Source organism: Williamsia soli, from assembly GCF_017377795.1.
In the GTDB taxonomy this organism is placed as follows: domain Bacteria; phylum Actinomycetota; class Actinomycetes; order Mycobacteriales; family Mycobacteriaceae; genus Williamsia; species Williamsia soli.
Genome location: NZ_JAFRDR010000010.1, coordinates 71,861 through 98,610, shown reverse-complemented (window position 1 = coordinate 98,610; position 26,750 = coordinate 71,861). Strand labels below are relative to the sequence as shown.

General features: G+C 63.9%; 19 protein-coding genes. 14 read left to right on the top strand and 5 right to left on the bottom strand.

Annotated features, from left to right (window positions below; genetic code table 11):
* Nucleotides 1-10: 10 nt before the first annotated feature.
* The 3 genes from J3S28_RS22900 (at nt 11) to J3S28_RS22890 (ending at nt 2,954) form a co-directional block, all read left to right on the top strand.
* A complete protein-coding gene (locus J3S28_RS22900; protein ID WP_207843241.1) occupies nt 11-931 on the top strand; it encodes a helix-turn-helix domain-containing protein in 921 nt (306 codons plus the stop codon).
* A complete protein-coding gene (locus tag J3S28_RS22895) occupies nt 928-1,947 on the top strand; it encodes an LLM class flavin-dependent oxidoreductase (protein ID WP_207843239.1) in 1,020 nt (339 codons plus the stop codon). The genes J3S28_RS22900 and J3S28_RS22895 overlap by 4 nt, the downstream gene beginning before the upstream one ends.
* Nucleotides 1,948-2,591: 644 nt before the next feature.
* A complete protein-coding gene (locus J3S28_RS22890; protein WP_207843237.1) occupies nt 2,592-2,954 on the top strand; it encodes a histone-like nucleoid-structuring protein Lsr2 in 363 nt (120 codons plus the stop codon).
* A 163-nt stretch (nt 2,955-3,117) separates the two neighbouring features.
* On the opposite strand, the gene J3S28_RS22885 is transcribed toward J3S28_RS22890, so the two are convergent.
* On the bottom strand, nt 3,118-7,530 hold the full coding sequence (locus J3S28_RS22885; protein ID WP_207843235.1) for a non-ribosomal peptide synthetase: 4,413 nt from the start codon (nt 7,528-7,530) through the stop codon (nt 3,118-3,120).
* Nucleotides 7,531-7,666: 136 nt separating this feature from the next.
* Between J3S28_RS22885 and J3S28_RS22880 the strand changes: the two genes are divergently transcribed.
* The 4 genes from J3S28_RS22880 to J3S28_RS22865 all read left to right on the top strand — a co-directional run bounded on the left by J3S28_RS22880 (nt 7,667) and on the right by J3S28_RS22865 (nt 12,345).
* Complete coding sequence (locus tag J3S28_RS22880) at nt 7,667-8,095, top strand: DUF6153 family protein (RefSeq protein WP_207843233.1); 429 nt, start codon at nt 7,667-7,669, stop codon at nt 8,093-8,095.
* A 105-nt stretch (nt 8,096-8,200) separates the two neighbouring features.
* Nucleotides 8,201-8,857, top strand: a complete 657-nt coding sequence (locus J3S28_RS22875; RefSeq protein ID WP_207843231.1) for a DUF305 domain-containing protein — start codon at nt 8,201-8,203, stop codon at nt 8,855-8,857.
* 105 nt (nt 8,858-8,962) lie between these two features.
* On the top strand, nt 8,963-11,038 hold the full coding sequence (locus J3S28_RS22870) for a heavy metal translocating P-type ATPase (RefSeq protein ID WP_372436065.1): 2,076 nt from the start codon (nt 8,963-8,965) through the stop codon (nt 11,036-11,038).
* Between the two features lie 77 nt (nt 11,039-11,115).
* Nucleotides 11,116-12,345 (top strand): serine/threonine-protein kinase, encoded by a 1,230-nt coding sequence (locus J3S28_RS22865; RefSeq protein ID WP_207843229.1) that lies wholly within the window; start codon nt 11,116-11,118, stop codon nt 12,343-12,345.
* Between the two features lie 27 nt (nt 12,346-12,372).
* On the opposite strand, the gene J3S28_RS22860 is transcribed toward J3S28_RS22865, so the two are convergent.
* Entirely contained in the window at nt 12,373-13,857 is a 1,485-nt protein-coding gene (locus J3S28_RS22860) for an APC family permease (RefSeq protein ID WP_207843228.1), read from the bottom strand.
* 408 nt (nt 13,858-14,265) lie between these two features.
* Here J3S28_RS22860 and J3S28_RS22855 point away from each other — a divergent pair, with 408 nt between their 5' ends.
* The 4 genes from J3S28_RS22855 (at nt 14,266) to J3S28_RS22840 (ending at nt 18,584) form a co-directional block, all read left to right on the top strand.
* Entirely contained in the window at nt 14,266-15,999 is a 1,734-nt protein-coding gene (locus J3S28_RS22855) for a DUF3556 domain-containing protein (RefSeq protein ID WP_207843227.1), read from the top strand.
* A gap of 126 nt (nt 16,000-16,125) precedes the next feature.
* The gene (locus tag J3S28_RS22850; protein ID WP_207843226.1) at nt 16,126-16,317 is read left to right on the top strand and encodes a ferredoxin; all 192 of its coding nucleotides are present in this window, start codon (nt 16,126-16,128) and stop codon (nt 16,315-16,317) included.
* 91 nt (nt 16,318-16,408) lie between these two features.
* Nucleotides 16,409-17,281 carry a pyridoxamine 5'-phosphate oxidase family protein gene (locus tag J3S28_RS22845; RefSeq protein WP_307797347.1) on the top strand — a complete coding sequence of 291 codons (873 nt, stop codon included), beginning with the start codon at nt 16,409-16,411 and terminating at the stop codon, nt 17,279-17,281.
* Nucleotides 17,282-17,471: 190 nt separating this feature from the next.
* Nucleotides 17,472-18,584, top strand: coding sequence for a polyprenyl synthetase family protein (locus J3S28_RS22840; RefSeq protein ID WP_207843224.1), 1,113 nt, complete (start codon nt 17,472-17,474; stop codon nt 18,582-18,584).
* 54 nt (nt 18,585-18,638) lie between these two features.
* Here the strand turns inward: J3S28_RS22840 and crtI are convergent, their stop codons facing one another.
* Both crtI and J3S28_RS22830 read right to left on the bottom strand, forming a co-directional pair.
* The gene (gene crtI / locus J3S28_RS22835; RefSeq protein ID WP_207843223.1) at nt 18,639-20,222 is read right to left on the bottom strand and encodes a phytoene desaturase family protein; all 1,584 of its coding nucleotides are present in this window, start codon (nt 20,220-20,222) and stop codon (nt 18,639-18,641) included.
* Nucleotides 20,219-21,136, bottom strand: a complete 918-nt coding sequence (locus tag J3S28_RS22830) for a phytoene/squalene synthase family protein (protein ID WP_207843222.1) — start codon at nt 21,134-21,136, stop codon at nt 20,219-20,221. The genes crtI and J3S28_RS22830 overlap by 4 nt, the downstream gene beginning before the upstream one ends.
* Nucleotides 21,137-21,239: 103 nt before the next feature.
* Between J3S28_RS22830 and J3S28_RS22825 the strand changes: the two genes are divergently transcribed.
* From J3S28_RS22825 to J3S28_RS22815, 3 genes are all read left to right on the top strand, one after another.
* Nucleotides 21,240-22,199, top strand: coding sequence for a pseudouridine synthase (locus tag J3S28_RS22825; protein ID WP_207843220.1), 960 nt, complete (start codon nt 21,240-21,242; stop codon nt 22,197-22,199).
* A 193-nt stretch (nt 22,200-22,392) separates the two neighbouring features.
* On the top strand, nt 22,393-23,808 hold the full coding sequence (locus J3S28_RS22820; RefSeq protein WP_237341997.1) for an APC family permease: 1,416 nt from the start codon (nt 22,393-22,395) through the stop codon (nt 23,806-23,808).
* On the top strand, nt 23,805-25,184 hold the full coding sequence (locus J3S28_RS22815) for an FAD-binding oxidoreductase (protein ID WP_207843216.1): 1,380 nt from the start codon (nt 23,805-23,807) through the stop codon (nt 25,182-25,184). The genes J3S28_RS22820 and J3S28_RS22815 overlap by 4 nt, the downstream gene beginning before the upstream one ends.
* A 21-nt stretch (nt 25,185-25,205) precedes the next feature.
* On the opposite strand, the gene J3S28_RS22810 is transcribed toward J3S28_RS22815, so the two are convergent.
* Complete coding sequence (locus J3S28_RS22810) at nt 25,206-26,411, bottom strand: cation:proton antiporter (protein WP_207843214.1); 1,206 nt, start codon at nt 26,409-26,411, stop codon at nt 25,206-25,208.
* Between the last annotated feature and the right edge of the window lie 339 nt (nt 26,412-26,750).

Here is a 26,750-nt window from a genome sequence, read left to right as displayed (position 1 = left end):
TGGTTCCGACATGACTGTCGCCGACCATGTAGCCGTCGCTGTGACCCGTCCGAACTCGACCAGGACGTCGGTCGGTCATTGGCGAATGGGACGCGACACCGAACTCATGCGGTTCCGGTACCGGGGCGTCGCGGCCACGACCCGGCGACGGCTCACGGCCGACCCTTCGACTCGGCTCATCACAGTTGCCGTCCTCACCCCTGGCGACTGGAGCCTGACGCGCGACCACCGGCCCATCAACAGCCTTCCCGACCGCCCCACCCTGGTGGTCATAGACCAGTTCAGTCCCTTCGACTTCCGCGGTCACGGCGACGGATCCGTGGTCGCGGTGCACACCCGACACGCTCGCCTCCGCTTGTCGATCGAGACCATCGACAGCGCCATCGACCACGTGCATCCTGAGCTGCCGCTGTACCGGCTCGTGCGCGGTCACGTGCAACAACTCGGCGAGATCGCGGCCAGCGCACCCGAGATCCTTCCCGAGCTCAACTCCACCACCATCGCGCTCGTCCGCTCGCTGCTCCTGAGCGCCGCCGAAACTGCAGGTCCTGCCACGTCCATGCAGAGCATCGTCACCTCGATCGAACGACACATCGAGGAGCACCTCGACGACCTGACCCTGAAGGCCGACACGATCGCCGCCGCACACAACATCTCGACCCGCCAGCTCTACAACCTCTGGCCGGAGTCGAACGGCTCGTTGGCCGGTTACATCACCGCACAGCGGCTCGCTCGGGCCCGCAAGACCCTGCGCACCCACCCCCACCTCACCGTCGCCGCCGTCGCGAGGCGCCACGGCTTCTCGGATCCCACTCACTTCACCCGCCGGTTTCGCGTCGCACACGGAGTCACACCCTCCGCTTGGCGCCGTGGCGCTGCCGACGCAGGTTCAGGAATTAAACGGACCGCGGTTTCATTTACAGTGTCATGAAGAACATCGGATTTCTTTCGTTCGGACACTGGTCGGACTCGCCCGGCTCGCAGACGCGGTCGGCGGGCGACACCCTGCTGCAGTCGATAGACCTGGCAGTCGCAGCCGAGGAACTCGGCGCCGACGGTGCGTACTTCCGTGTACACCATTTCGCCCGGCAGCTCGCCTCACCCTTCCCGCTCCTCGCGGCTGTGGGCGCAAAGACCCACCGCATCGAGATCGGCACCGGCGTGATCGACATGCGCTACGAGAACCCGATGTACATGGCTGAGGACGCCGGGTCCGCCGACCTCATCTCCGAAGGCCGACTGCAATTGGGTATCAGCAGGGGATCACCCGAACAGGTGATCAACGGATACCACTACTTCGGCTATGTACCGGGTGACGAGACGACGGACGCCGACATGGCCCGCGAACACACGGCCGTCTTCTTGAAGGTCATCGAGAACGCCAAGTTCGCCCAGCCCAACCCGTCACCGATGTTCCCGAATCCGCCGGGCGCACTGGGCATCGAGCCGCAGGCCCCAGGCCTACGCGATCGGATCTGGTGGGGCGCAGGAAGTCGCGCCACCGCCGAGTGGACCGCGCAGCAAGGCATGAACCTGATGAGTTCGACTTTGCTGACAGAAGACACCGGCATCCCGTTCCATCAGCTGCAGGCCGAGCAGATCTCGCTGTTCCGCGACGCCTGGACAGCAGCGGGGCACGATCGTGAACCACGAGTGTCCGTGAGCCGCAGCATCTTCGCACTCACCGACGACCGCGACCGCGCCTACTTCGGACGGGGCGGTGACGACGCCGATCAGGTCGGCGTCATCGACGGTGGCATCGCCAGATTCGGTCGGAGCTACGCCGACGAGCCTGACCGGCTCATCGAGCAACTCCGAGAAGACGAGGCCATCGCTGCCGCCGACACACTGCTGCTGACCGTCCCCAATCAGCTCGGTGTCGACTACAACGCCCACGTGATCGAGTCGATTCTGAAGCACGTCGCGCCCGCGCTCGGCTGGCGCTGACCCTATAGCGCTCCACGCCTATGGCGTGGAGCGCAGGAGTTCGTCTGGCGACGTTGCGGTGAGCCGTATATCCGGCAGCAATTGTCTCCACCGTGGCGCTCTACCCCGACATCAGCTCTTTCAGAAATGTCCTCGCGTGAGAATCTTCGACGTCAGCGGGGTGTCGCTGCCGGTTCTCGAGCAACTACATCTCGAAAGGTGAAAGATGAGTAATCGACTTATTCCGGTCACCTTTCTTCCCCCGCGTCTCCCTGGCCTCTCCCCGGTACTGACCATGAGCGCAACGATCATGTCGATGCGGCAAGAACGGCGTGAGCAACGACTCACCTCGGCATCGTGGTCACTTCCGAGTCCCCACGATGTCGCAATTTGACGATCGGGAACAATCTTGATTGCGGAATGAGTAAACGTCGAGTGCACTCTGCGTTCTCGTAAACTGATTCCGCACAACCTCTTTGAGAATCAGCGTTGTTTCAGAAGCTTTAGAGGTGTCGTGGATTGCCCTCTCGAACATATATCCAGTCGAGCGACTCACTCTGCCGTTACCGGGAGAGTCGACCGAACGTAGTACAGATCAGCGCCCCGACCCGCTATTGTTGACAAAGAACCAGACACCCGCTAATCCCAAAGGACGTGCAGCCGAAGTGGCAACAGTTACTCGATTCGAATTCGTCGACGACATCGACGGCAAACCCCTCGACGTAGACGATGTCAATGTAGTGCAGTGGGCCTGGCTGGGCGTCGAGTACGAATTCGAGACCAGCACAGCCAATCTCGATCGTATCGAGAACGGCCGCCTGCCCGTCTCGACCTTGCTCGCGAAGTCGCGCCGTACTGGTGGACGCAAGAAGTCCCCATCACACAGTTCCGCATCGAAACCGGCCGCCGCTGCCGGATCCACCGATACCAAAGCGATCCGCGAGTGGGCCCAGCAGAACGGATATGAGGTGTCCGACCGCGGTCGGATCCCCGCCGCAATCGTCGAAGCCTTCACCAGCGCGCACTGACTCACCCGCCCGAAACAAGGGTGACGAAGCCGGGATCAGCCGGCCGGTTCGATTCTCTGACCAGAGAGTGGGACCGGCCGGCTTTTGTGTGGGCAGCGCAGCCCGACCCGGCCACAGCCCTGGTCTCAGCACGACCTGCAGCCGGTGATCGTGATCGGGTGACTCACACGACTGCGCCCGGGTAGCGATGCATATCGCCGAACCAGCTGTGCACCATCGAGATCAGAGTGGACTCCTCCCACATCGTCACCGGGTAGAGGACGTCGACGTAGCCGTCCTCACCTTCGGTGACGGCTACGTGCATGTCGCATTTCGCGATGGCCGGCGGCCGAGGGGTGACAACCAGTCCGCCGCGGATCGCCCTGTCAACCAATGTGGTTGTCGGTGTACCGCTCTCCACAGTCAGCATCACCTGAAACAGAGGATGCGCCGAGTTCGTCGGCCACATCTCGCGGGCCACGTCGACGAACGGGACATCGGCATTCGACATCGCACGCATCTCGGCCGATCCGACCATCGCAAGGTGTGCGCTGACATCACCGTGGTCTGCCGGGCACACGACCGGAACGGTGTTGACGAACATGCCGACAACATCATCGAGTCGCTTGTCGATGCGCCCGGATGTCAGTGCACCTACGGCCACGACGTCGGCCCCCGCACGCCGACACAGCATTCGGGCCAGCGACGCCCGGAGCACCGTCGTGGTCGATACCGCGTGAACGGCGGCGACCGAACGAATGGACGGCCACAGGTCGTCGAACCAGATGCGGACGCGGGCGCCGTCAGGGTCCCAGGTGGCAGGCCTGCGCCGGTCACTCGGCATCGGGAAGGGGCCCGATATCGACGCCAACTCCGACCTCCAGAACTCCACCTGTTTGTGGTGCAGCGAGTCAGGGTCGGCGACGTCGCCGAGGCGACGGTTGGCCCAACTCGTGTAGTCGAGATAGTTGACGGCGCCGGAGTCACGATGCGGCGGTTCGGGATGCGCAATCGATTCGGAGTACGCAGCCGCCAGATCTCGGGCGATGATGCCAAGGGACCAGCCGTCGACGAAAAGATGATGTGCCGACACCGCGATCGTGGTCGTTCCCGCCGACACACACATACCGAGTCGTATCGGATGGTCGACCGCAGGATCGATTGCCACATCGAGGAATTCGGCCACTGCGGAATCCGGGTCGGTGAGGGGCACAACGATGTCCGTACTGTCGGCCCCGTCGATGACCACCCCACCGTCGACGTAGCGACTCCGCAACATTGCGTGACGGCAGATGACCGTGAACGCGGCCCGATTCAGCACCCAAAGGTCGAGTTCCGCGGCAATCTGGACGGTGAACGGGATCAGGGCGCCGGCGACCGGACCGTTGAGGTCGACGTTGCGCTGTGGCGGTGCGAGCACGTGCGGGCCGGGGTGTTCTTCGCTCCGCAGAGTTGACACCTCTACTGAGGGCGCACCCAGCCGAAGTGCCATCGCTGCCGGGGTCCGGCACTCGAACACGTCCCGCACGGTCAGTGAGGCCCCGGTATCGGAGTTCAGTTGAGCGACAAGTCCGGTCGCCGACAACGAATCCCCACCGAGTTCGAAGAAGTCATCGTCAGCGCCGACGACAGCTGCACCGGTGGCGTCTTCGAAAGCGGCGACAACACGTCGTTCTCCGTCGTCATCGGCAGGCCGGAACGGAGTGGATGCAAGGTACGACGGGGCCGGAAGCGCCGTCCGATCGACCTTGCCCGCCGGCGTCAATGGGATCTCCTCGACGAACGTGATCGACGTGGGGACCATGTACGCCGGTAATTCGGCGTCCACGCTCTCGCGCAGGGCATTACGGGTTGGCGCCGGCAGCGTCGCCACGACATACGAGGCAAGCGCGGTTGACCGACGATGCTGCACGGCAACCGTGATCGCGGCCTTCACCCCTGCCTGGGCACGCAGAACGGCATCGATCTCGGCAGGTTCGACGCGATTGCCTCTGATCTTGACCTGGTGGTCGGTTCGCCCGAGAAAGTCCAACGACCCGTCCGCCCGCCATGCGGCTCGATCACCGGTCCGGTACATACGTGCGCCGCCCCTACCGGTGGGGTCGGCAACAAAGTTCGCGGCGGTGAGTCCGGGCCGGTCGAGATACCCACGCGCCACAGCGGGCCCGCTCACGTAGAGGTCACCTCCCATTGCCGGTGGTACCGGACGCAGATCTCGATCCAGGATCTGGACCCGTACACCGGCCATCGGATGTCCGATCGGCAACGGCAGAGCCGACATCGCCTCAGGCACCAACGGATCGGTCATTGTCACGCTGCACGTGGTCTCGGTGGGGCCGTAGGCACAACGCACAGTGGCGCGTTGGGCGAATCGCGCGATCACCTCCGGAGGGCAGACATCGCCGCCGACGACGATGTGAGTCACCGTGGGGATCTCGGCCGGATCGAGGGTCGCGAGAACCCCGGGGGTGATCAGCACATGGGAGACCCCGTGATCGGTGAGATGCTTCGCCAGATCGGGGCCGCCGACGATGGTGTCCGGAACGATGACCATGGCGGCCCCGGAGATCGCTGCAGAGAGCACTTCGACCACAGCGGTGTCAAACGCCGGTGAAGCAATATGTGCGACCACCGAATTCGGTGACAAGGCGTAGCTTTGACAGATTTCTGCCGCGAGCGCACTGAGCCCGGTGTCGGTGACGACAACACCTTTGGGTGTGCCGGTGGAGCCGGAGGTGAAGATGAGATACGCCGCGCGATGCGGAGACGGTGTGCCCGCGCGAGCCGGCCCACCCACGCGCAGATCGTGTTCTCCGCCTGGTCCGAGCTGAAGTGTTCGGATCTCCGAAAGGTTGTCCAGACGGGTGGTACTGCTGCAGAGCATGACGGCCGCTGCGCTCTCCATCAGCACGAGTTCCCGGCGCACACGCGGATAGCGGGGATCGATGGGCACGTAGCAGGCCCCGACCGCGGCCACCGCGTGAAAGGCGATGACTTCGGCGATGCTCCGAGGGAGCATGACGGCGACTCGGTCCTCCCATCCGATGCCGCGCGCCCGCAGCGTGTTCGCCAACGAATCGACCGCGTTCGCGAGATCGAAGTGACTCATGACCGTATCCGCATCGACCACCGCGGGCCGGGTCGACTGGCGATGCGTGGCAAGTAGTTCGGACAATGATCGGAAGGGAGGCGGCGCAGCTCCGTCACGATGATTGTCCACCGCGACCCCGATTCTCCCGATCGGTGTGTCTGCCGGTGAGGCGCACATCTGCCCGAGCAACGCGATCAGGTTTTCACGGTGTTGTACCACCGACGACGGATCGTGGCAGAGCGGGTTTGCCTCGATATCGATTGTCTCCGAACCCCCGTCACCGCTGGGGTAGATGTTCACGTTCAGGTCCGAGACCGGACCGGTGGTCAGCACGTGGTACGCGGCGGTGACCTGTTCACCGAGATCTACCAGGTCTTGATCAGGAAAGATGTTGAGAACCGGGCCCACATACGTCATTCCGGTGTTGACAGCGCCGCGGTCACGCAGCATCTGTTCGTAGCGATACGTTTGATGCCGGAGCGCACCTGTGACTGCGCTGGAGACCGCAGCCACCAGATCCGACAGCGTCATCGAGTCCCGAACATCGACAACCAGCGGAACCAGATTCGACACCGTACCCGCGCTGCGCCGTTGGGTGCCGGTCACCCGCGCTGCGACCGGCATCATCATCGCCACCACCGACCGGCCTGATGCCCGGGCCAGGTACAGGCTCAAGGCGGCCACGACGATCGCGGTCCTGTTGTGGAGCGGGCGCTCAGCGGCACTGGACAATGCAATCGCCAGCTCGGACGAGAGGGGGCCGGTTGCGCGGATGGGGTCGACCGAGGGTGGTCCCGATCGGCGGGCCAACGTCACCGGCGCGGGCAGAGAATCGAGCACCCCGGCCCAGTACTCGCGATCGCGTCCGAAACGCGGTGACGCACGATAAGTCGACTCGTACTCGGTAAGAGCCAGCTGGCAATCGATCGGAGTACGACCACGGTGCGGTTCTGTATCCGGAGGTGCCTCCTGCGCAACGCGTGCCTGATAACTGCGGGCAATACGGGTGAGCAGGACGTACGCGCCGTATCCGTCGAGCACTATGTGGTGAGCACGCGAGAACAAGAACCAGCGGTGATCGGATACCCGCAGCAGCGCCGACCGGATCAGGTGGTCCGAATCGAGTGGCAGAGGAGCGCGGCACCACTCCTCCATGGTCGCGTGTGCCGCCGCAACCGGATCTTCGGCGCTCCGCAGGTCGACTTCCTCGAAAGGAGTCTGCCCCTCATCGGCATCCAGGACCAATACCGGCCGCGCATGGCGGACGGCGATCCGGCTGATCGTGGAGCCCAGCGCGCGACCTGCCGATTCAGTCGCCGCGCGCAGCGCGTCAGTGTCGAGAGAGCCTGCGATGTCGATGTATTGGGCGATGGCGATCGGGGTGTCGCCGAGTGCTTGCTGGGCGTACCACAGGGCGGTCTGGGCCGCGCCGAGCGGCACCGACCGAATGTTGGCCTCGCCTACCGGGCCGCCCGCCTCGACCATGTGCCCCCTCACTATCGCCACAGTCGTCAACGTACGCCGCGCGAGCGGCGAGAATGATGAGCTTCCACTGTTGCCCATGCTGCCAGTGCGACTGCGATCTGAACCAGAACATCAGGCGCAATACCCACCGGGGGTATACTGCGCCGAGGAAGGAGGCATGAGTATGGCATCGGCACCGATCGCACAAACGAGTGCAGCGCTTGTCGTTGTGTTCGGCGTCCTGCTGCTGCATTCGCTGCCGATGACCCACCCTCCCGGTCGCCACGGCGCCGGCCCTGGGCTTGACGCCCCGACCGTCGCTGAACATTCACACGCATCACTGACCGCGATGAGTCACCCGGCCGTTCCCGCGACTGCCGTGGCGACGATGTCTTCGGCAACCGATCACACCTCCGGCATGGCCATGGGCATGTGCATGGCCATGGTGACGGTCGTGGCGGCACTGCTGCTGGTCCGGCATCTCGCACCGGACAGCGATCAGAACGACGCCGCCCGGTCCAGGCCCACAGTGGTACGGCGGCATCAGTCCCGCGCACCGCCGTGGGCCGGGCCGACACTTGAGAAGTTGTCGATTCTGCGGATCTGACAGGCGATCACCCGACCAGGTGAATCGCCGCTTCAGTCATGCCACGCGGGCAGTCTGCCCCGCGCAACAGTCGTAGTTTCACAACACTTTTCGAGGAGATAGATCATGCGTTCTTCACGATCGACCCAGTTCACGTTGGCGGCGTCCGCCCTCGCCGTCGCTACCGTCCTTGCCATCACAGGGTGCAGTGACGACGACGGACACGACATGGATTCGATGTCCGCGTCCGGTCATTCGATGACGAGTTCGGCCGCAGCATCCACGCCCGCACAGGCTGCGACGGAGTTCAACGCCGCCGACGTCACGTTCGCGACCAACATGTACCCGCATCACGCCCAGGCTGTGGACATGGCACGGCTGGTCAGCGGTCGCAGCACCAACCCCGAGATCATCAGCCTGGCCGGAGCGATCGAAACCGCCCAGGGCCCGGAGATGGATCAATTGGCACGATGGCTGCAGGCGTGGGGCCAACCCGCTCCCACGTCATCGGCGACCGGCGACATGGGCGACATGGGCGGTATGGACCACAGCGATATGAGCGGAATGATGTCCGACCAGGACATGGCGGATCTGAAGTCGACAACTGGCCCGGAGTTCGATCAGGCCTGGCTGACCATGATGATCGACCACCACATGGGTGCCGTCGAGATGGCCAGGACCGAAGTGGCCACAGGGTCCAACGCGGAGGCAAAGGTTATGGCACAGAACATCATCACCAGCCAGGAGGCCGAAATCGCGACCATGAGAGCACTGCAGAAGTAACGCGGCAACACTGAGCGGCCAGGAATCGCAGACGCGCGGTTCCTGGCCGCTCCTCGTTCTCCACACCTTCTCGACAGATACCCCTAGGGGGTATATGTTCATGGCATGAGCACGCACAGCCAGCACGACATGATGAACGATGCGACCGCCCCAGGTTCCTCCGGGCACGACCACTTGGGTCATGACGATCACCCAGGCCCGAGCGATCACGGGGGGCACGCGGGGCACGCCGATCATGTGAACCAGTTCCGGCGACTGTTCTGGATCATGCTGGTGCTCGCCGTACCGGTGACGGCGTTCTCGGACATGTTCGCGATGATCGTCGGATACGACCTGCCCGATATCCCGGGCCTCGTCTGGGTCTCCCCCGTGCTCGGCACTGTCATGTACGCCTGGGGCGGTCGCCCCTTCTTGGTCGGCGTGGTAGGTGAAATACGTTCTCGTGCACCGGGCATGATGCTGCTCATCGCCTTGGCCATCACCGTGGCGTTCGTCGCGTCGTGGGGCGCGAGCCTGGATCTGCTCGATCACGGACTCGACTTCTGGTGGGAACTGGCCTTGCTGATCGTCATCATGCTGCTGGGGCACTGGATCGAGATGCGTTCGCTCGCCCAGACCACGTCGGCATTGGACTCGCTGGCCGCGCTGCTCCCCGACCAGGCGGAACGGGTCGACGGTGAGCAGATCACCGTCGTCGCGCCGGCGGAACTGCTCGTGGGCGACATCGTGCTCGTTCGCCCCGGCGGCGCTGTGCCCGCAGACGCGACCATCGTCGATGGTGCCGCAGAGATGGACGAGTCGATGGTCACCGGCGAATCGCGGACCGTACGCCGTGGTGTCGGCGACACGGTGATCGCGGGGGCCGTGGCCACCGACTCCGGACTCCGAGTCCGGGTCACTGCCATCGGGGACGACACGACGTTGGCAGGCATTGGGCGTCTGGTCACCGATGCCCAGAATTCGTCGTCGAGGGCACAGCGACTCGCCGACACCGCTGCTGCCTGGCTGTTCTGGTTCGCCTTGACCGCTGCGGTGATCACCGCGGTCGTCTGGACCACGCTCGGATCGCCCGACGACGCGGTGGTCCGCACGATCACGGTGCTCGTCATCGCCTGCCCCCACGCTCTGGGTCTGGCCATTCCGCTCGTCGTCGCGATCGCCACCGAACGCGCTGCACGGGGCGGTGTCCTGATCAAGGACCGGCTGGCGCTGGAGTCGATGCGCACCGTCGACGCGGTGCTCTTCGACAAGACCGGCACCCTGACCAAGGGCGAACCGACCGTCACCGCCATAGATGCCGCATCGGGATACAGCACCGACACCGTGCTCGCGATTGCTGCGGCCGCCGAGAGCGACAGCGAGCACCCCCTCGCCAGGGCCATCGTGAACGCCGCCAACCGGCGCGGACTGACGGTGCCGGTCGCAACGGAATTCACGTCGTCACCTGCAGTCGGGGTCAGCGCGACCGTCGAGCGCCACCAAGTGAGGGTCGGAGGCCCCAGACTCCTCGAAGAAGCGCACCAGGCCGAGCTCACTGTTGCCGAGACCTGGCGCCACGAGGGCGCGATCATCCTGCACGTCCTGCGCGATGGTGAGGTGGTGGGAGCCCTCGGACTGGCCGACGAGGTGCGAGCGGAGTCACGGGAAGCCGTCGCTGCTCTGCACGCCTTGCAAATTCAGGTCGTCATGATCACCGGTGACGCCGAAGCCGTGGCACAGACCGTCGCCGCCGACCTCGGAATCGACCGGGTGTTCGCAGGGGTACGACCCGAGGACAAAGCCGCGAAAGTCCAGGAGCTGCAACGGGAAGGACGAAAGGTCGCCATGGTCGGTGACGGCGTCAACGACGCGCCCGCGCTCGCCCAGGCCGACGTCGGTATCGCGATCGGTGCGGGGACCGATGTCGCCGTCGCCGCTGCCGGTGTCATCCTTGCCGGCGACGATCCCCGGTCCGTACTCTCGGTTATCGCACTTTCCAAGGCGAGCTACCGAAAGATGAAGCAAAACCTGTGGTGGGCAGCGGGTTACAACCTGATATCGGTACCGCTGGCCGCGGGGGTACTGGCACCCGTCGGGTTCGTCCTGCCCATGTCCGTCGGCGCGATCCTGATGTCGGCATCCACCATTGTCGTCGCGCTGAATGCGCAACTGTTGCGGCGGCTCGATCTGCGAGTGTTCTGACAGGACGGCGCTCGGTGCGTCACGGGCCCAGCCGGCGCCTGGCAGACGATGACCATCTCACGCGCTAACGTAACCAGATGCCCGTCCCGGATATCCTCGCTGCGCGCTACCGACTCCGCGCCCTGCTCGGGCAGGGCGGAATGGGCGAGGTGTATGACGGCTGGGATGAGCGCCTGCAGCGTCCGGTTGCGGTGAAAGTACTTCGTCCTGAGCTCGCGAGTAATCCGGACATCCGGCTGCGCTTCGAAACCGAAGCGCGCACCGCAGCCACCCTCAATCACCCCAACGTGGTTGCCGTGCACGACAGTGGCGAAGACCGTGGGATCCCCTTCATCGTGATGGAGCGTTTACCGGGGCCGACCCTCTCGGACGAGATCTCTGAACGAACCATGTCACCCCAGCGGGTACGGACGGTGCTGATCGATGTGCTCGCAGCGGTCTCGGCCGCCCACGCCGCCGGCATCCTGCACCGTGACATCAAACCGGGCAACGTACTGTTCACGGCAGCAGGGGCGGTCAAGGTCGCCGACTTCGGCATCGCCAAGACCGCCGAGACAACTCCCACTGCGACCGGAGAGGTACTCGGCACCGTCGCATACCTGAGCCCCGAGCGAATCGCCGGCAGACCTGCCACCGTGAGCGACGACCTGTACGCCGTCGGCGTCGTCGGTTACGAGGCTCTCGCCGGGCGTAGACCTTTCGGCGGAGACAACATCCTGTCGTTGGCGCAGAACATCCTGAACCGACAACCTCAGCCGCTGTCATCGATTCGGCCCGACGTGGACCCTGCTCTCATCCGTGTGATCGAACAAGCGATGGCCGACCGACCCGACGCCCGATTCACCGGTGCCGATGCAATGCGCAGCGCGCTGATGTCCTCCGCTCCGGCAGTTGCGCAACCACTATCCGCGACAACACCATTCACCAACACGCCGGCCTCCCGCAGCTCCGGTCCCGCGCCGCTCGCGTCGTCCGGCACCGCAACTGCCACGCGCATCCTGCCGAAAGCCGCTGCCCTGGTCGCCGTCCTGACCGTTGTCCTCGTCGCAGTGATGGCCGTACTGCTGTTCACCCGCGACGATGACGGAGTCCCCACCCCGGCTCCTTCCAGTGTTCAACCGTCGACATCGACCGTTCACCCGTCGTCAGCGAGTGTCCAACCTTCGACAGCGAGTGTCCAACCTTCGGCAGCGCCCACCAGCGTCGAGACCGCACCACCGCCGGCGCCGGCGCCGGCCGAGCCGAACCCTGGGAACGGGAACACCAAGGAGAAGAAGCCGAAAGAGAACAACGGCAACAAAGACTGAGCTGCCGAGTCGACGCGGCACCGCACATCAGCCGGCCGGCTCGGGGTCGAGATGCACTGCGTCTCCGCCCGATGGTTCCGTTTCGAGGACCCCTCGGTTGAAGATCATCAATTTCACGAAATAAAGCGCGCCCGCGGCGACCAGGCCGAGCACTATCAGAACGGGGATACGAGCTTCCTCAGGTGTCACGAGAACGAAGATCGCCACTGCCACCCAGATCAACGCCACGACAGCGACGGGGACTTCGAAGCGGCCGAGGCTGAATCCACCTTCCCTGACCTCCAGTCGTTTTCGTACCACCAGGTACAAGATCACGATCCCGCCGTAGATGATGGCCGGCAGTACGGTGCCACCGACCAACAGATCGATCAAGGCATCACCAGGAAGCAAGACCATCAGCGCCACACCGATCATCAGGACGAGGATTGTCGCGGACACCGGGGTCTGTGTTCGAGGGTTCACCTTTCGCAGCAACTTGTGGGCAGGAAAACGTTCGTCTCGAGCCATGGCAAACGCCTGCCTCGAACAGGCAGCCATTACCACCATCCCGCCGCCGAAGATGGCGAAGACGATGACCGCCAGCAGGATTCGTTCCGCCACCGGTCCGAGCTGTTCTCGGATGATGGCCGCAACCGGTGAGCCATCGGCGCTCGCCTCTTCCACGTCTTCGATCGCGACGGTGAGTGCGATCAGGAACACCAGTCCGGCGATCCCGGCTGCGAGGACCGATCCGACGATCGCGCGCGGCACACTACGGAACGGGTCTTTGGCCTCCTCGGCGAGGTTGGCTGCAGAGTCGAATCCGACGAGCGTGGTCATTCCCATCAACATTCCGGCCATCAGACCGCCACCGACCGCAAAGTAGTTGGCCTCGCCCTCGGTGACCCCACGCGAGGTCAGATTGCCGACATCACCGCTGCTGGTGAACACCACAACTGCCGCCAACGCGAGCACCAAGATCACGACGATCCCGATCTCTGCCGCCACCGCGCCCGATGTGATCAGGCCGAGCAGCCGCGTCGAGGCGATGACCATCACCACCTGGATGATCATGACCACCACCGTGATGATCCGGGCGGTGTCTTCGTTCTCATCCATCCCGACCAGCGGCATGAACGCCTGACTCGCCAGCGCGTTGTCCATCGCCACGACTGCGGTGGCCAGGTACCAGAACGTGAGCCACCCGAACAGCCATCCGACCTTGGGATTGGCCAGCCGAGAGGCCCACTGATACGAGGACCCGCTCAAAGCGATCCGGGCGGCGAACTGGGCCACCACCAGTGCGACCAACGTCTGACCGATCGCGGCGATCACCCACAGCCAGATTCCGACAGGCCCTGCAGTGGTCAGCACCTGCCCGTAGGTGGCGAAGACGCCCACCGCCACCGAGATGAACGCGAACGAGATCGCGAAAACCTGGAAACCTCCGAGGGTTCGCTTCAGCTCGGTGTCGGAGTTGCCGACGTGCGGCGGATTGTTCGACGTCGGGTCGTCGGCCGGGGACTGTGCCACCTTGGGACCTCACCTTGTGTTGTGGAGGGCATCCCGCGCCAGGTGGTCGGAACGTAGACAAAAGGCTAACCCGGCTTACGCCCCCAGATCCGATGAAGCGACGTTTTGGCGATGCTCGATCCGGCCCTTGGTTCGACCGACAGCACATCATCGAAATCGCGCCGATTCGGCCTCGTCGCGCATCCCAGATGGAATAGCATCCAGACACATGTCTGGATGTATTCGCGGCGCGCCCAATTCAACACTCGCTCCGCAACCGAAGGTGAGCAAACACAGGCTCTGGTCAATCGGGCAGCCCGGGCCATCGCGGCCGGCGAACGACTACTACCCATTGTTCGAGAATGGAGTGCGCGGCGCGGGCGCACTGTGGCACAACTTTTCGTCGGTGTCACGAAAGGGGTTCTTCTGATGGGTTTCCTCAAACCCGATTTACCGGTCGTCGACCTTGCCGAATGGAGTAAAGGAACCCGGGCGGAAAAGATTCGCCCCATGGCACAACACTGGGCCGAGATAGGTTTCGGCACTCCGGTGGTGCTCCACCTGTTCTACGTGGTCAAGATTGTTCTATACGTCCTCGTGGGCTGGCTCCTCGTACTCACCACCGACGGGATAGACGGTTTCACAAACGTCGGCGCCTGGTGGACCGAGCCGATCGTCTTCCAGAAGATAGTGCTGTACACAATGCTCTTCGAGGTCGTCGGCCTCGGATGCGGCTTCGGGCCTCTCAACAATCGCTTCTTCCCGCCACTCGGATCCATCTTGTACTGGTTGCGTCCCAGCACCATTCGCCAGCCGCCGTGGCCCACGAGAATTCCGTTGACGGCCGGCGACACCCGCACCCCCGTGGACGTGGTGCTCTACGCGGCGCTCCTGGTGATGATCACCATCGCGCTGTTCTCCAACGGCACCGGCCCGATACCAGCATTGGACAGCGCAGTCGGCACGCTGCCCATCTGGCTGATCGCGGTCATCCTCGTCATCGTGGTGCTGGTCGGCCTTCGCGACAAGACCATCTTCCTGGCCGCTCGCGGCGAGGTGTACGCGACACTGACCGTCACATTCTTGTTCAGCGGCGTCGACATGGTCGTCGCGGCCAAGCTCGTCTTCCTGGTGATCTGGATCGGGGCGGCAACGTCAAAACTCAACAAGCACTTCCCATTTGTGATGGCGACGATGATGTCGAACAGTCCGGTCGTCAGAACCCGCTACCTCAAACGAAAGTTCTTCGAACACTTTCCCGACGACTTGAGACCCGGCAAACTCGCCCGCATTTTCGCCCACACATCCACCGCGATCGAGATGCTCGTTCCATTGCTTCTGTTCTTCTCGGGCGGCGGATGGCTGACGGCGGTGGCCGCGACCATCATGATCTGTTTTCATCTGGGGATCCTCACGGCCATACCGATGGGAGTTCCGTTGGAGTGGAACGTCTTCATGATCTTCGGCGTGATCACCCTGTTCATCGGCCATGCCGAGACCGGCTTGTCCGATGTCGACAATCCTGTCCCCGTGGCAATCCTGTTCGTGGTCGTCGCCGGTATCGTCGTCCTGGGAAACCTGTTCCCGAGCAAGATCTCGTTTCTTTTCGGCATGCGGTACTACGCGGGCAACTGGGACACCACCCTCTGGTGCGTCAAACCTTCTGCCTCCCAGAAGATCGAAGACGGAATCATCTCCATCGCCGCGATGCCCGCCGCACAGTTGGAGCGCGTGTACGGCAAGGAAGGCGCGCAGATACCGCTGTATCTGGGGTACGCGTTCCGCGCAATGAACACTCATGGCCGCGCCCTGTTCACCCTCGCTCATCGCGCCATGGCCGGCCATCCCGAAGAGAGTTACATGCTCACCGACGGTGAACGAATCTGCAGCATGGCCATGGGGTGGAACTTCGGCGACGGTCACCTGAGCAACGAACAACTCATCGGCGCGCTGCACGAGCGCTGTCACTTCGAACCCGGGGAGGTCCGGATCGTGTTGCTGGACGCCCAGCCCATCCACACATCAACTCAGGCCTACCGCTTGGTCGATGCGGCGACCGGCGAGTTCGAACGTGGCTCGGTGCGAGTGGCCGACATGGTGACGCGCCAGCCGTGGGACGACACGGTGCCGATCCGAGTCGACAGCGGGCAATCTGTGCGTTGACCCGGAGCTGCCCCGGCAGTTCTGCCCGAACTCTCGACATCTACGTATCGAGCACCGCTAAGCTGTGCGAGTGCACAGCACTTCTGGTGAACCCCAGGATCCAGCAACGGAGGGACAAACACACCCATGAAGATCAAGGCCGACTTTGACCTCTGCGAGTCCAATGGTGTCTGCGTGGGCATGGCTCCAGATGTGTTCGATCTCGACGATGACGACTATTTGGTCGTCCTACAGTCCGACGTTCCGGCCGATCGGCGCGAAGAAATGCGACTCGTGGTCACCAGCTGTCCCAAATCGGCGCTGACGATCGAGGACTGACCGTGTCTTTATGATCGGACGCCATGAGCACCTTCGACCATCACCCACCGGGTTCCACGAAGGCGAACTGGCGGTGCAACATCGTGCCGGAGTGAGCACCCAGGCAGCCAGGTTCGAGGGGATGCTCGACCCTGGTGAACTCAGCGGCGGCCTCGCCCAGTTCCTCAGCGCGCGAACCTTCGCCGCCATCACCGCTCGCGACACAGACGGCAGGCTCTGGACCACAGCACTGACCGGCGCTCCCGGGTTCCTTGCTGCCGCCACGTCGACGACCCTGACCATCGACGATTCCCCCGCCCTCGGCGACCCGCTGCATCGACTCGCACCTGGCCAGCCCGTCGGACTTCTCGTCATAGACTTCGCCACGCGACGACGAGTGCGCATCAACGGAACGCTCACCTCCGCGACGGACAGCAGGCTGTCCATCGACGTCGAGCAGGCGTACGGCAACTGCCCCCAATACATCCAGCATCGGGAGGTGGGTACAGAGAACGACGGGACAGTAAACACCGGCAGTAGCTCCGATATACGCCGCGGCCAGAGCGCGGCAGCCGCCGACCTGGATCTGATCCGCACCGCGGACACCTTTCTCGTGGGCAGCACCCATCCGATCCGGGGCACCGACACCTCTCACCGCGGCGGACCACCCGGGTTCGTCCGGGTTGAAGGTCCCCGCAACCTGTGGTGGCCCGACTACCCCGGCAACAACATGTTCAACACACTGGGAAACTTCGAAGTCGACCCGGAAGCAGCGTTGTTGTTCATCGACTTCGACACCGGCCGGTACCTACACGTCAGCGGCAGCGTACAGACCGAATGGTCCGCGAAGCCGGCCATGCCCGGCGACGACGGGCACACCGGCCGGCGAACGGTGGTCACCATCGAACAGGTGGTCAGCCGTGCAACGGCGCTGCGCTCCGGCTCGGTTGATCCCTATCCACGCAACCCGCCGGTCACCGACTGACGCGACACACGTGGGCTCAGATCGTCCGCGCGGAACCAGTCCGCCCCCTACCGCGCCGGTGTTCGGCGGAGCCCACCCGAGTTCGGCGAAAGTTTCTCCCATCACCGGACCCATCCGATCCGGTAGGCGGCTCCGAAGGAGTTGAGCACCCCTTTGGTAACTGAACTTACGCCGGAACGAAGGACGTCAGATGATGTCGATTGACCAGCACGCGGCGCCGATCACAAACGGCCTGGTCGAGGAACGGAACCGTACGTTCTTGGACTCCGTGAGCGACGTCTTGACGTCGCACGTCGCCGGACACTCCGAGGCGATGGGTGAGATGAGTGCCGAGGTCACCTCGTTGACGACAGCGATCGCGGACATGCTCGATCGCGGGAAGCGGATCCGCGCTCAGTTCTGCATGTGGGGGTCGTACGGCGCAACCGGAGGCGATCTGGTCGAGGGCGTGCCCGAGATTGCCGCCGCGATCGAGCTCTTCCATCTCGCTGCGCTGATCCACGACGATCTGATGGACAAAAGTGACACCCGTCGCGGACTCCCCACGGTGCACCGCCAGTTCGCCGACGAGCACACCCACGAGCAGCGACTCGGGGACGCCGACAACCACGGTTCCGCCGCCGCCATTCTGGTGGGTGACATGTGTCTGTCGTGGTCCGACGACCTGGCGGCGATGTCCACCGACTCGCTGGACTCCCGGACACGTCGCACTGTCCGGGCCATGTGGTCGCAGATGCGCGACGAAGCCTACGCCGGCCAGTACCTGGACATGCTCAGCCAAACCGAGGCCACCACCTCGCGCCGGCGCACCGACCTCATCCTCGAACTGAAGAGCGCGAAGTACACGATCAGCCATCCGCTCTGTCTCGGCGCGGCCATTGCCGGAGGTGACGACGAACTGCTCCACCTCTACGACCAGATCGGACTGACCGCCGGCGCAGCCTTCCAGCTTCGCGACGACCTTCTCGGTGTCTTCGGCGACCCTCAGGTCACCGGCAAACCCGCCCTCGACGATATCCGGGAGGGCAAGAGAACTCTGCTGATGGCCGTTGCCGAGTCCCGGGCAAGCAAGTCCCAGAAGGAGATACTCCGACACGCTCTCGGTAACCCTGCAGTCGGGGACGCTGATCTCGAGGCGGTGCGGTCGGTGCTCACCGACACGGGGGCCGACGCCGCCGTCGAGGACAAGATCGGCGAGCTGACGGGCAACGCCATGGAGATCTTGGAGTACCTACCCGTCGACGACCTCACCCGGGCCGCACTGACCGCTTTGGTCGAACGGTGCGTGTGGCGTCGAGCTTGATGCCTCGTCGAAGACATGTGAATAGCCGCGAATGTCATTCGGCTGGGCCGGCATTCAGCTCGACGGTCCGACCGAACGGTCACCTTTCAGCCGTTTGCGGATCAATTCGGCACTGATCAGGCACATAGGCAAACCGATACCGGGCCGGGTACTCGATCCGGCGTAGAACAAACCCTCGACTTTGCGTGATCGGTTGGTGGCCCGCAGGAACGCGCTCTGGCGCAACGTGTGTGCCGGGCCAAGCGCACCACCTGACCAGGAGTTGACGTTGTCGACGAAGTCGGCCGGACCCACCGAGCGCCGCACCACGACCCGCTCCGCGAGATCCGGGATGCGCGCCCACTCCGCGACCGTCGTGATCGCTTGGTCGACGACCTTCTCGACGTCGGGAGCACCCGTGCCATCCACTCCCCCGTGCCCGAGACCGGGATCCGGGGGTGAGGGCACCAGAATGAAGATGTTCTCGTGGTCCGCAGGAGCCACCGAATCGTCCGTGGCGGAGGGCCGGCACACGTACAGCGATGCAGGATCGGGCATGTGAGTCGGCGACTCGAAGATCGCGTCGAAGTTCGTCGACCAATCGTCTGTGAAGAACAGCGAATGGTGCGCCAGTTCGGGAACGCTGCCCCGGACACCCAGATAGGCCAGCACCGCGCCCGGACCGGATGTTGCCTTGTCCCACCACTTCTCCGGGAAGGTCTGCAGGTTCGTCGGCAGCAGCCGGGTTTCCACATGGTGCAGATCAGCTGCACCGATGACGACGTCGGCAGAGAGCTCGCGCTCTGCGCCACCGTGATCGCTCACTCGGACGCCGGTCACCTCACTGCGCCTGCGCCCCTTTCCTGAGCGACCCTGCCGGGCACGCGTGAGAATCGCGGTTGCGGAGGTCCCGGTGTGCACTCTCACGCCGTTCTCTGTGGCCAGCCTGGCCAACGCATCGACGAATGTCGTGAAACCACCTTGGGGATAACGGACCCCGTCCGCCAAGTCGAGCCAGCTCATCAGGTGATAGATCGCCGGGGTGCGCTCGGGGGACGAGCCGAGGAACACGGCCGGATACCCGAGAACCTGCTGCAGCCTCCGGTCGGAGAACCGTTTCGAAACAAAAGCCTCGAGCGATGTGGTGAGTAATACCGCCAGCTTCGAGGCGTTGCGCAGCACGTCCCGCCCGAGAAAGGCACGGGGAGAATCGAAACTGGTGTAAAGGAATCGCTTGACGGCGATGTCATAGGCCTCGCGCGCTGAGTCCAGGTACGAGGTCAGGCCCGCTCCGGCACCGGGTTCGATGCTCTCGAAAAGCGCGCGGTTCCTTCCTTCGTCACCCTCGATGTCGATCTTCTCGTCCATGCCCTCGAAGAACACCCGATAGCCAGGGTCCAGACGCACCAGGCTGACCTGTTCGGCGGTCGTCGTGCCGAGCAGCTCGAAGAAGTGGTCGAAGACATCGGGCATCAGCCACCAGGAAGGTCCCGTGTCGAACCGGAAGCCCTCGTGCTCCCAGGAGCCGGCCCGTCCACCGAGGTCGTCGTTCTTCTCCACCAGGTCGACCTCGTGCCCGTCACGGGCGAGCAGGGCGGCCGTCGCCAAGCCTGCGACACCACCACCGATGACAACGACCTTTTTCGATGTTGCCGTCACGACTGGCCATTCTCCTTTGCGAAATCATGTGGTCGGCCGCGGCGCAGTGCAGCCGCGGCGGCGATGCGTGCCTTCTCCGGTGTGGGCACCCGCACCCTTCGTCGCCGGGCGTCAGCCGCTGAGGTGGCCCGCAGCCGCCGGGTCAGTTCGGCGAACAGATCGTGGGCCGTACACACAGCCACACGACTGCCGCGCGGCAGGTGGGCTATGGCTGCGGCGCTCGCGGTCAGGTCCATCTCGATGTCGTCGAGCCAGCTGCTCCAGATCTGTTCGTCGAGGTCATCTGGCCTGAGACCGACGAGGTACTGACGCCCCAGTCCGTCGCTGTCGTCGCCGAAATCTCGCAGGAAGTTGATCTTCTGGAAGGCCGCGCCGAGTCGTCGGGCACCGGGTGCGAGTTCTTCGTAGCGCGCCGACGGGTTCGACTCACCGGCGACAAAAGCACGCAGGCACATCAGACCGACCACCTCTGCTGAGCCGTAGATGTACGTGGCAAGACTGGCGAAGTCGTGTTTTGTGCGCTGGAGGTCGGTGCGCATCGAGTCGAAAAACGGAGCGATCAGCGATTGGTCGATGCCGACACGACGCGCGCTGCGAGCGAACGCATGGACCACCAGGTTGGCGCTCGAACCCGACTCGATGGCCGAGTAGGTTTCCTGCTCGAGCTTGTCGAGTTCGACCATGCGGTCCACGCCGTCCTGGCCGGGCCTCGGCGCGTCCACCACTTCGTCGGCAACCCGAACCAGGGCATAGATGTTGCATACGTCTTGGCAGACCTGCCCGCGTAACAAGCGCGTGGCCAGACCAAACGATGTCGAGTAGTGCCGAATCACCAACGCGGCGCTCGCATCCGCGGCCGCGTCGTAGCGCCGATACGGCTGCAGCGCGTCTACACGTGCTCGTGTTCGTATCATCCCGACCAGTCCTCGCCTTCTGTCTCCAGCTGAGTACCCCCTGACCTGGATTCGGAACCGCGGACGGTTCGGATGGCTCCGCGGTCGGTGACAGAATGACCAGATGCCGATGCCCTCGCCGCTGCCGGTCAGGAACGGGGTCGGAGCTACGAGACTGCGCATCCCGACCGACGGGCCGTGGACGACCGTCGCCGAGTACATGGTCGCGACATTCAGCCACCTGGACGCCCGCGACCTGCACCGCCGGTTCGACGATGGCGAGATCGTGGGCTCCGACGGCCGTCCGATCGACCGCCGCACACCACTGGGCGCGGAACCCTTCGTCTGGTATTACCGCGATCTCCCGGCGGAGGCCCCGGTGTCGTCGCAGGAGGAGATCCTGCACATCGACGACGACCTGGTCGTGATCGACAAGCCACATTTCCTCTCGACCACCCCCGGCGGCCGATATCTGCGGGAGACCGCGCTGGTCCGGCTCCGGACCCGCCTCGACAATCCGCACCTGGTGCCGATGCACCGCCTGGACCGCGCGACGGCCGGGGTGTTGATGTTCTCGGCCCGACCCGCCACCCGCGGTGCGTACCAGACTCTGTTCGAACAGCGTCAGGTCACCAAGGTGTACGAAGCGGTCTCCGCCCTTCCACCCCGGTGGGACGCAGATGCACCGAGACTTGCCGGACACCCGGTTCCCGTCACCTACCGCAACCACATCGCGTCGCGGAGCGGGGAACTGCGGGTCGTCGTCGACGACGCACTCGAACCCAATTCCGAGACGGTGATCGAGGTGCGCGGGTCCGGCGTCAGTGCCTCCGGTCGTACGGTGCTGCACACGGTTCTTCTCCCGCATACCGGCCGCCGGCACCAACTGAGGGTGCACCTGGCCGCACTCGGCATCGGGATATTAGGCGACACCTGGTATCCCGACTTGCTGGCCGAGGCACCTGACGACCATTCACTACCGATGCAATTGCTCGCTCGGGGACTGGATTTCACCGATCCGCTGTCGGGATTGCCGCGGCGGTTCGTCACCCGCCGGACCCTGAGTGAGGCACCGATCCACTGACATCGGCGCACGATCGATCTTATTGGTGAAGATTGCAGCAGACTACCGTAAGTCGGGTTAGCATTCTTTCGACGTTCCGGTCAGCAGCCCGGAATCCCCTCACCCGATGATCGAGGTATTCCGCGTGTCCAAACCCCTTACAGACGACTCCCATGCCGAACCCCCGCCTTCCACGCCGGACTCCGGTCCCGAGTTGCAGCGCACGCTCGGGAGTTTCCAAGTCTTCGCCATCTCTTTCGCATTCATCTCAGTCGCAGTCGGCATCTTCGGGACATACGGCGAATTGCTGGTGACCGCGGGGCCTGTCGGCATTTGGCTGTGGTTGATCGCTGTGGTCGGCCAAACCCTGGTCGCGCTCGTGGTCGCACAGTTCGCGGCGCGGATCGCGCTCAGCGGGTCGTCGTACCAGTGGGCCTCGAGACTGGCAAACCCCAAGATCGGCTGGCTCTTCGGCTGGCTCACGTTCTGGTTCCTGGCCATCGCCGTGGTGGCGCTCGACAGCGCGCTGGCCAGTCAGGCCTTCATGCCGCTGGTCGGAATGGACGAGAACGAGGACACCGCCCGGATCATCACCGTGGTCATCCTGATCATCCAGGCTGTGCTGGTCATCGCGTCCACGCGCTTGCTGGGCCTCATCACCTCGGGCGCTGTCGGTGTCGAACTCGCCATCGTCGCAGTCCTGGTGGTGGCGCTGATCGCGGTCGTCGTGTTCACCGACAGCGGTGAGGTCAGCAACCTCACCTCTCGAGGAATCACCGAAGGGAACACCTCCTACTTCGCGATCGGCGGCGGCCTCACGGCCGGAATGCTCATGGGTCTGACCACTCTGGTGGGATTCGACTCGGCAGCCAACCTCGCCGAGGAAGCCAAGGACCCGTTCCGGAGCGTGCCACGTGCCATCGTCGCCTCCGTGGTCGCTGCGGGTGTGGCGGGATTCCTGTTCCTCATCGCGCTCACCATCGCGATCGACGACGTCGACGCCATCAGCAAGAGTGGATCGCCCGTCGCGGCCATCATCCGCGATCAACTCGGCCCCGTCTGGGAACGAATACTGCTGGCCGCCATCGTCTTCGCGATCTTCGGAGCCGGCATGGTCGTCATGGCCGCGTGCTCACGTCAAGCGTTCGCGATGGCACGAGACGAACGTTTCCCGGCCCACCGCCTGATGCGCAAGGTCAACCCGCGCACCCAGACACCGATTTTCGCAACCCTGCTCATCTTGGTCGTCGGCGTGGTCTTGCTGCTCGTGTTGCCCGGCGATGCGTTGCTCAAGCTGATCACCGCCTCGACGTTGCTGCCCGCCATCATCTACGGCGCGACCGTCATCCTTTATCTCGCGGTCCGGAAACACTTGGAGCGCAAAGAGGGCGGCTTCAGTCTGGGACGCTTCGAAGTGCCGATCGCCGTGGCGGCCCTGATCTGGGTGGTGTTTGCTTTGTTCGTTCTTGTCACCCCCGGTGATTCCACGGCGTCCAATGTCATCGTCGCCGGTCTCATCCTGCTGGGCGGGCTCTACTTCGCCAAGATGATGATCTTCAATCGAGAAGTTCTCGAGACCGAGCCGTCCGGTGGCGACGCCGTCGATGCTGTTGTCGAGTCGACCGAATGAGGCCGCAGAGTTCGTCCTCCGACGCGTTGACCGGCCGGGTCATCCGACGAGGCGACACCGACTACCCGGAAGCCAGCGCCGGATGGAACCTGCTGTTCGCCCACAGTCCGCAGGTCGTCGTGTACACGCAGGAGACGGCCGACGTCGTGAACGCACTCACGTGGGCTCGCCGTCACGAAGTTCCCGTCCGGGTGCGTAGTGGCGGACACTGCCTCGAAGGCTGGTCCAGTGTCGACGACGGCATCGTGATCGACGTCAGCGAGATGAAGTCGGTATCGCTCGACGTCGAGGCGCAGACGGCGACGGTGGGGGCCGGTCTCAACCAGCTCGAAGCCGTGACAGCCTTGGGGCGAGAAGGTTTCGCGGCACCGACGGGTACCGAGGGAACCGTCGGTCTGGTCGGAGCAACCCTGGGTGGCGGCTTCGGGTTGCTGACCCGCATCTTCGGAATGGCTTCTGACAACCTACTTGCCGCCGAGATCGTCGTCCCTGCCGATGATGGTGGCGCCGAGGTGATCGTCGCCGACGAAGCGCACCATACGGATCTGCTCTGGGCGCTGCGGGGTGCAGGCAACGGCAACTTCGGGGTCGTCACGTCTCTGACCTATCGGGTGCATCCGTTGACGCAGACCATCTACGTCACGGCGACCTGGCCGGGGCTCGACTACTTGCCCGCTGTCTTCGACGTCTGGCAGCGATCGGCTCCGGCGACGGACAGCCGACTGACGAGCCAGATCGAGATCAGCCGCGACGCAGTGCAGGTGCTGGGCGTGCTGGTGTCGGGCTCGAAAGCGGAAGCCCGGGAGCTGCTCGCCCCGATCTTGGCCGTTGGCGCACCCGAGATCACCATGACGGACGCGAGCTGGGTGGACAATTACACGGCGTTTCAAATTCCGACCGCCGACGAACCCGCCAACTGGAAGTTCCTGTCCCAATTCGCGTCGACCCCATTCCCGCGAGAGGCAATCGATCTGATCTGCACCTTCATGTCGAATGCTCCTACGCCGCAATGCAATTACTTCGCCAACGCATTCGGCGGCGAAGTCGAGAATTCCGAGCCGGTTGGTGGTTCGGCATTCGCACATCGGAATGCACTGTTCTACGCCGAGCCGGGGGCGGGCTGGGGGCTCAGGGGCGGACCACCCGCGACCGCGGACCCCCTGACAACCGTCTGCTTGAAGTGGGTTGCCGACTTCCACGAAGCGTTGGCGCCGTACGTATCCGGGGCGTATAGCAACGTCCCCAACGCAGACTCGGTGGATTACCGGATCGACTACTGGGGCACCGGGGTCGACCGCTTGAACGCCATCAAGGCCCACTACGACCCGCACCACGTGTTCAGCTTCGAGCAAGGACTCTCGACACCCGACGACTGACAGTTCAGAGTGATCGACGCGTCATGTCTTCGCCGGGAGGGAATCCTCGACCTCACCGCGGCCGAGGAGGGTTGCAGTGAGGGGCAGGATGAGCACGGTGATTGCCCCGGCGGCGACCAGGATCGACGCGTTCGATGGTGTCATCGGTCCAGCGTCGACAGCGACAGTGGTCACCGCGACAATCAACGGCAGACCTGTGGTGGAGTAGAGCGCGATCTGCGTGCGCTGGCGGACGCTGAATACCCTGACGCCCTTGTCTTTTTCGAAACGCGTGGAAACGAACACGGGGAGTCCGCGGACCAGCAACAACATGACGATTGCCAGCACGAGCAGTTGCGGGCTGTTCAGTACGCTCTCCACATCGATGTTCATACCGGAGGAGACGAAGAAGACCGGGATGAGAAGACCGAACGCCAGCCCGGCCAACTTCGTCTCCAGACCTTCATGACCACGAGGCAGTGTCCGGCGCAGGATGAATCCCGCGGCGAACGCGCCGATGATGACGTCGATCTGAAATGTTGCTGCGAGGGTCACCAACCCGACGAGCAGTAGGACCGTGAGCCGCACCTGGGTCTGGGACGTCGTATCTGCGCCGCGTCGAATGGTTCCGGCCAGACGAGAGTCGGGTCTGCCGATACGTCGGGGCAGCATCGCGACGACGACAGCGGCGAGTCCGAAGACAGCGAGTACGAGCAGCGAACCCGCGGCGTCTCGTACGCCCAGCAGTATCGCCATCGCCAGCACCGGGCACAGTTCACCCACCGCGCCATGATTGAGAATGGTTTTGCCGAGACGAGTCTCGATCAAGCCACGCTCGTCGAGAATCGGCAAGAGCGTCCCGATCGCCGTGGAGGTCAATGCGATGGCCGTCGCTATCTCGGCCCTGATCGTCATCACCTGGGCCATTCCGAAAGTGACGGCAAAGGCAAGTGCCAGACAACACAGCCAGGTGATGAACGCTCGACGACCACCGCTGCCGACGAGTTCGCGCTGATCCAATTCGTAGCCGGCGAGCAGAAAGAGCAGGCCGAGTCCGAGTTCTTGCAGCATGTCGATGCCCGGCGAAAATTCTGCGATTCCGAACCCGAACGGACCGATGACGATGCCCGCGACGAGAAGAACGACGACCTCGGGGACCAGCCGTCTCGGTACCGTCGATGCGAGTATCGGCGCGATTGCCGCCGCCAGCACGATCCAGAACAGAGACTGCGCGACATCAACATTCATCCGTGTACCCACGCTGTGCGCGGAAGTGTGACCGGACGATTGGTGACTCCACGCAACGACCGCAAGGAATAGAAGTGAGTTCGCAAGAGAGTCGTCATCGGCACATCCTTCTGCGCGGAGGCTCATTCAGGTGTGGTCAGACACCCGTTGGTGGGCGAAGTTTAACTGTGAACCCGGCCGGGGGTAGCGGTTCGATACTGAGCCGGTGACACCTCATCCAGGACGGATGAGGCCCGATCGCATTCGGTTTCCTAACGTCGGCAGTGACATGACAGCGACAGCGACGACAGGGAGTCAGTGGCAGCAATGTTAGGAGCGAATCCGCACGGAGGCATTCAC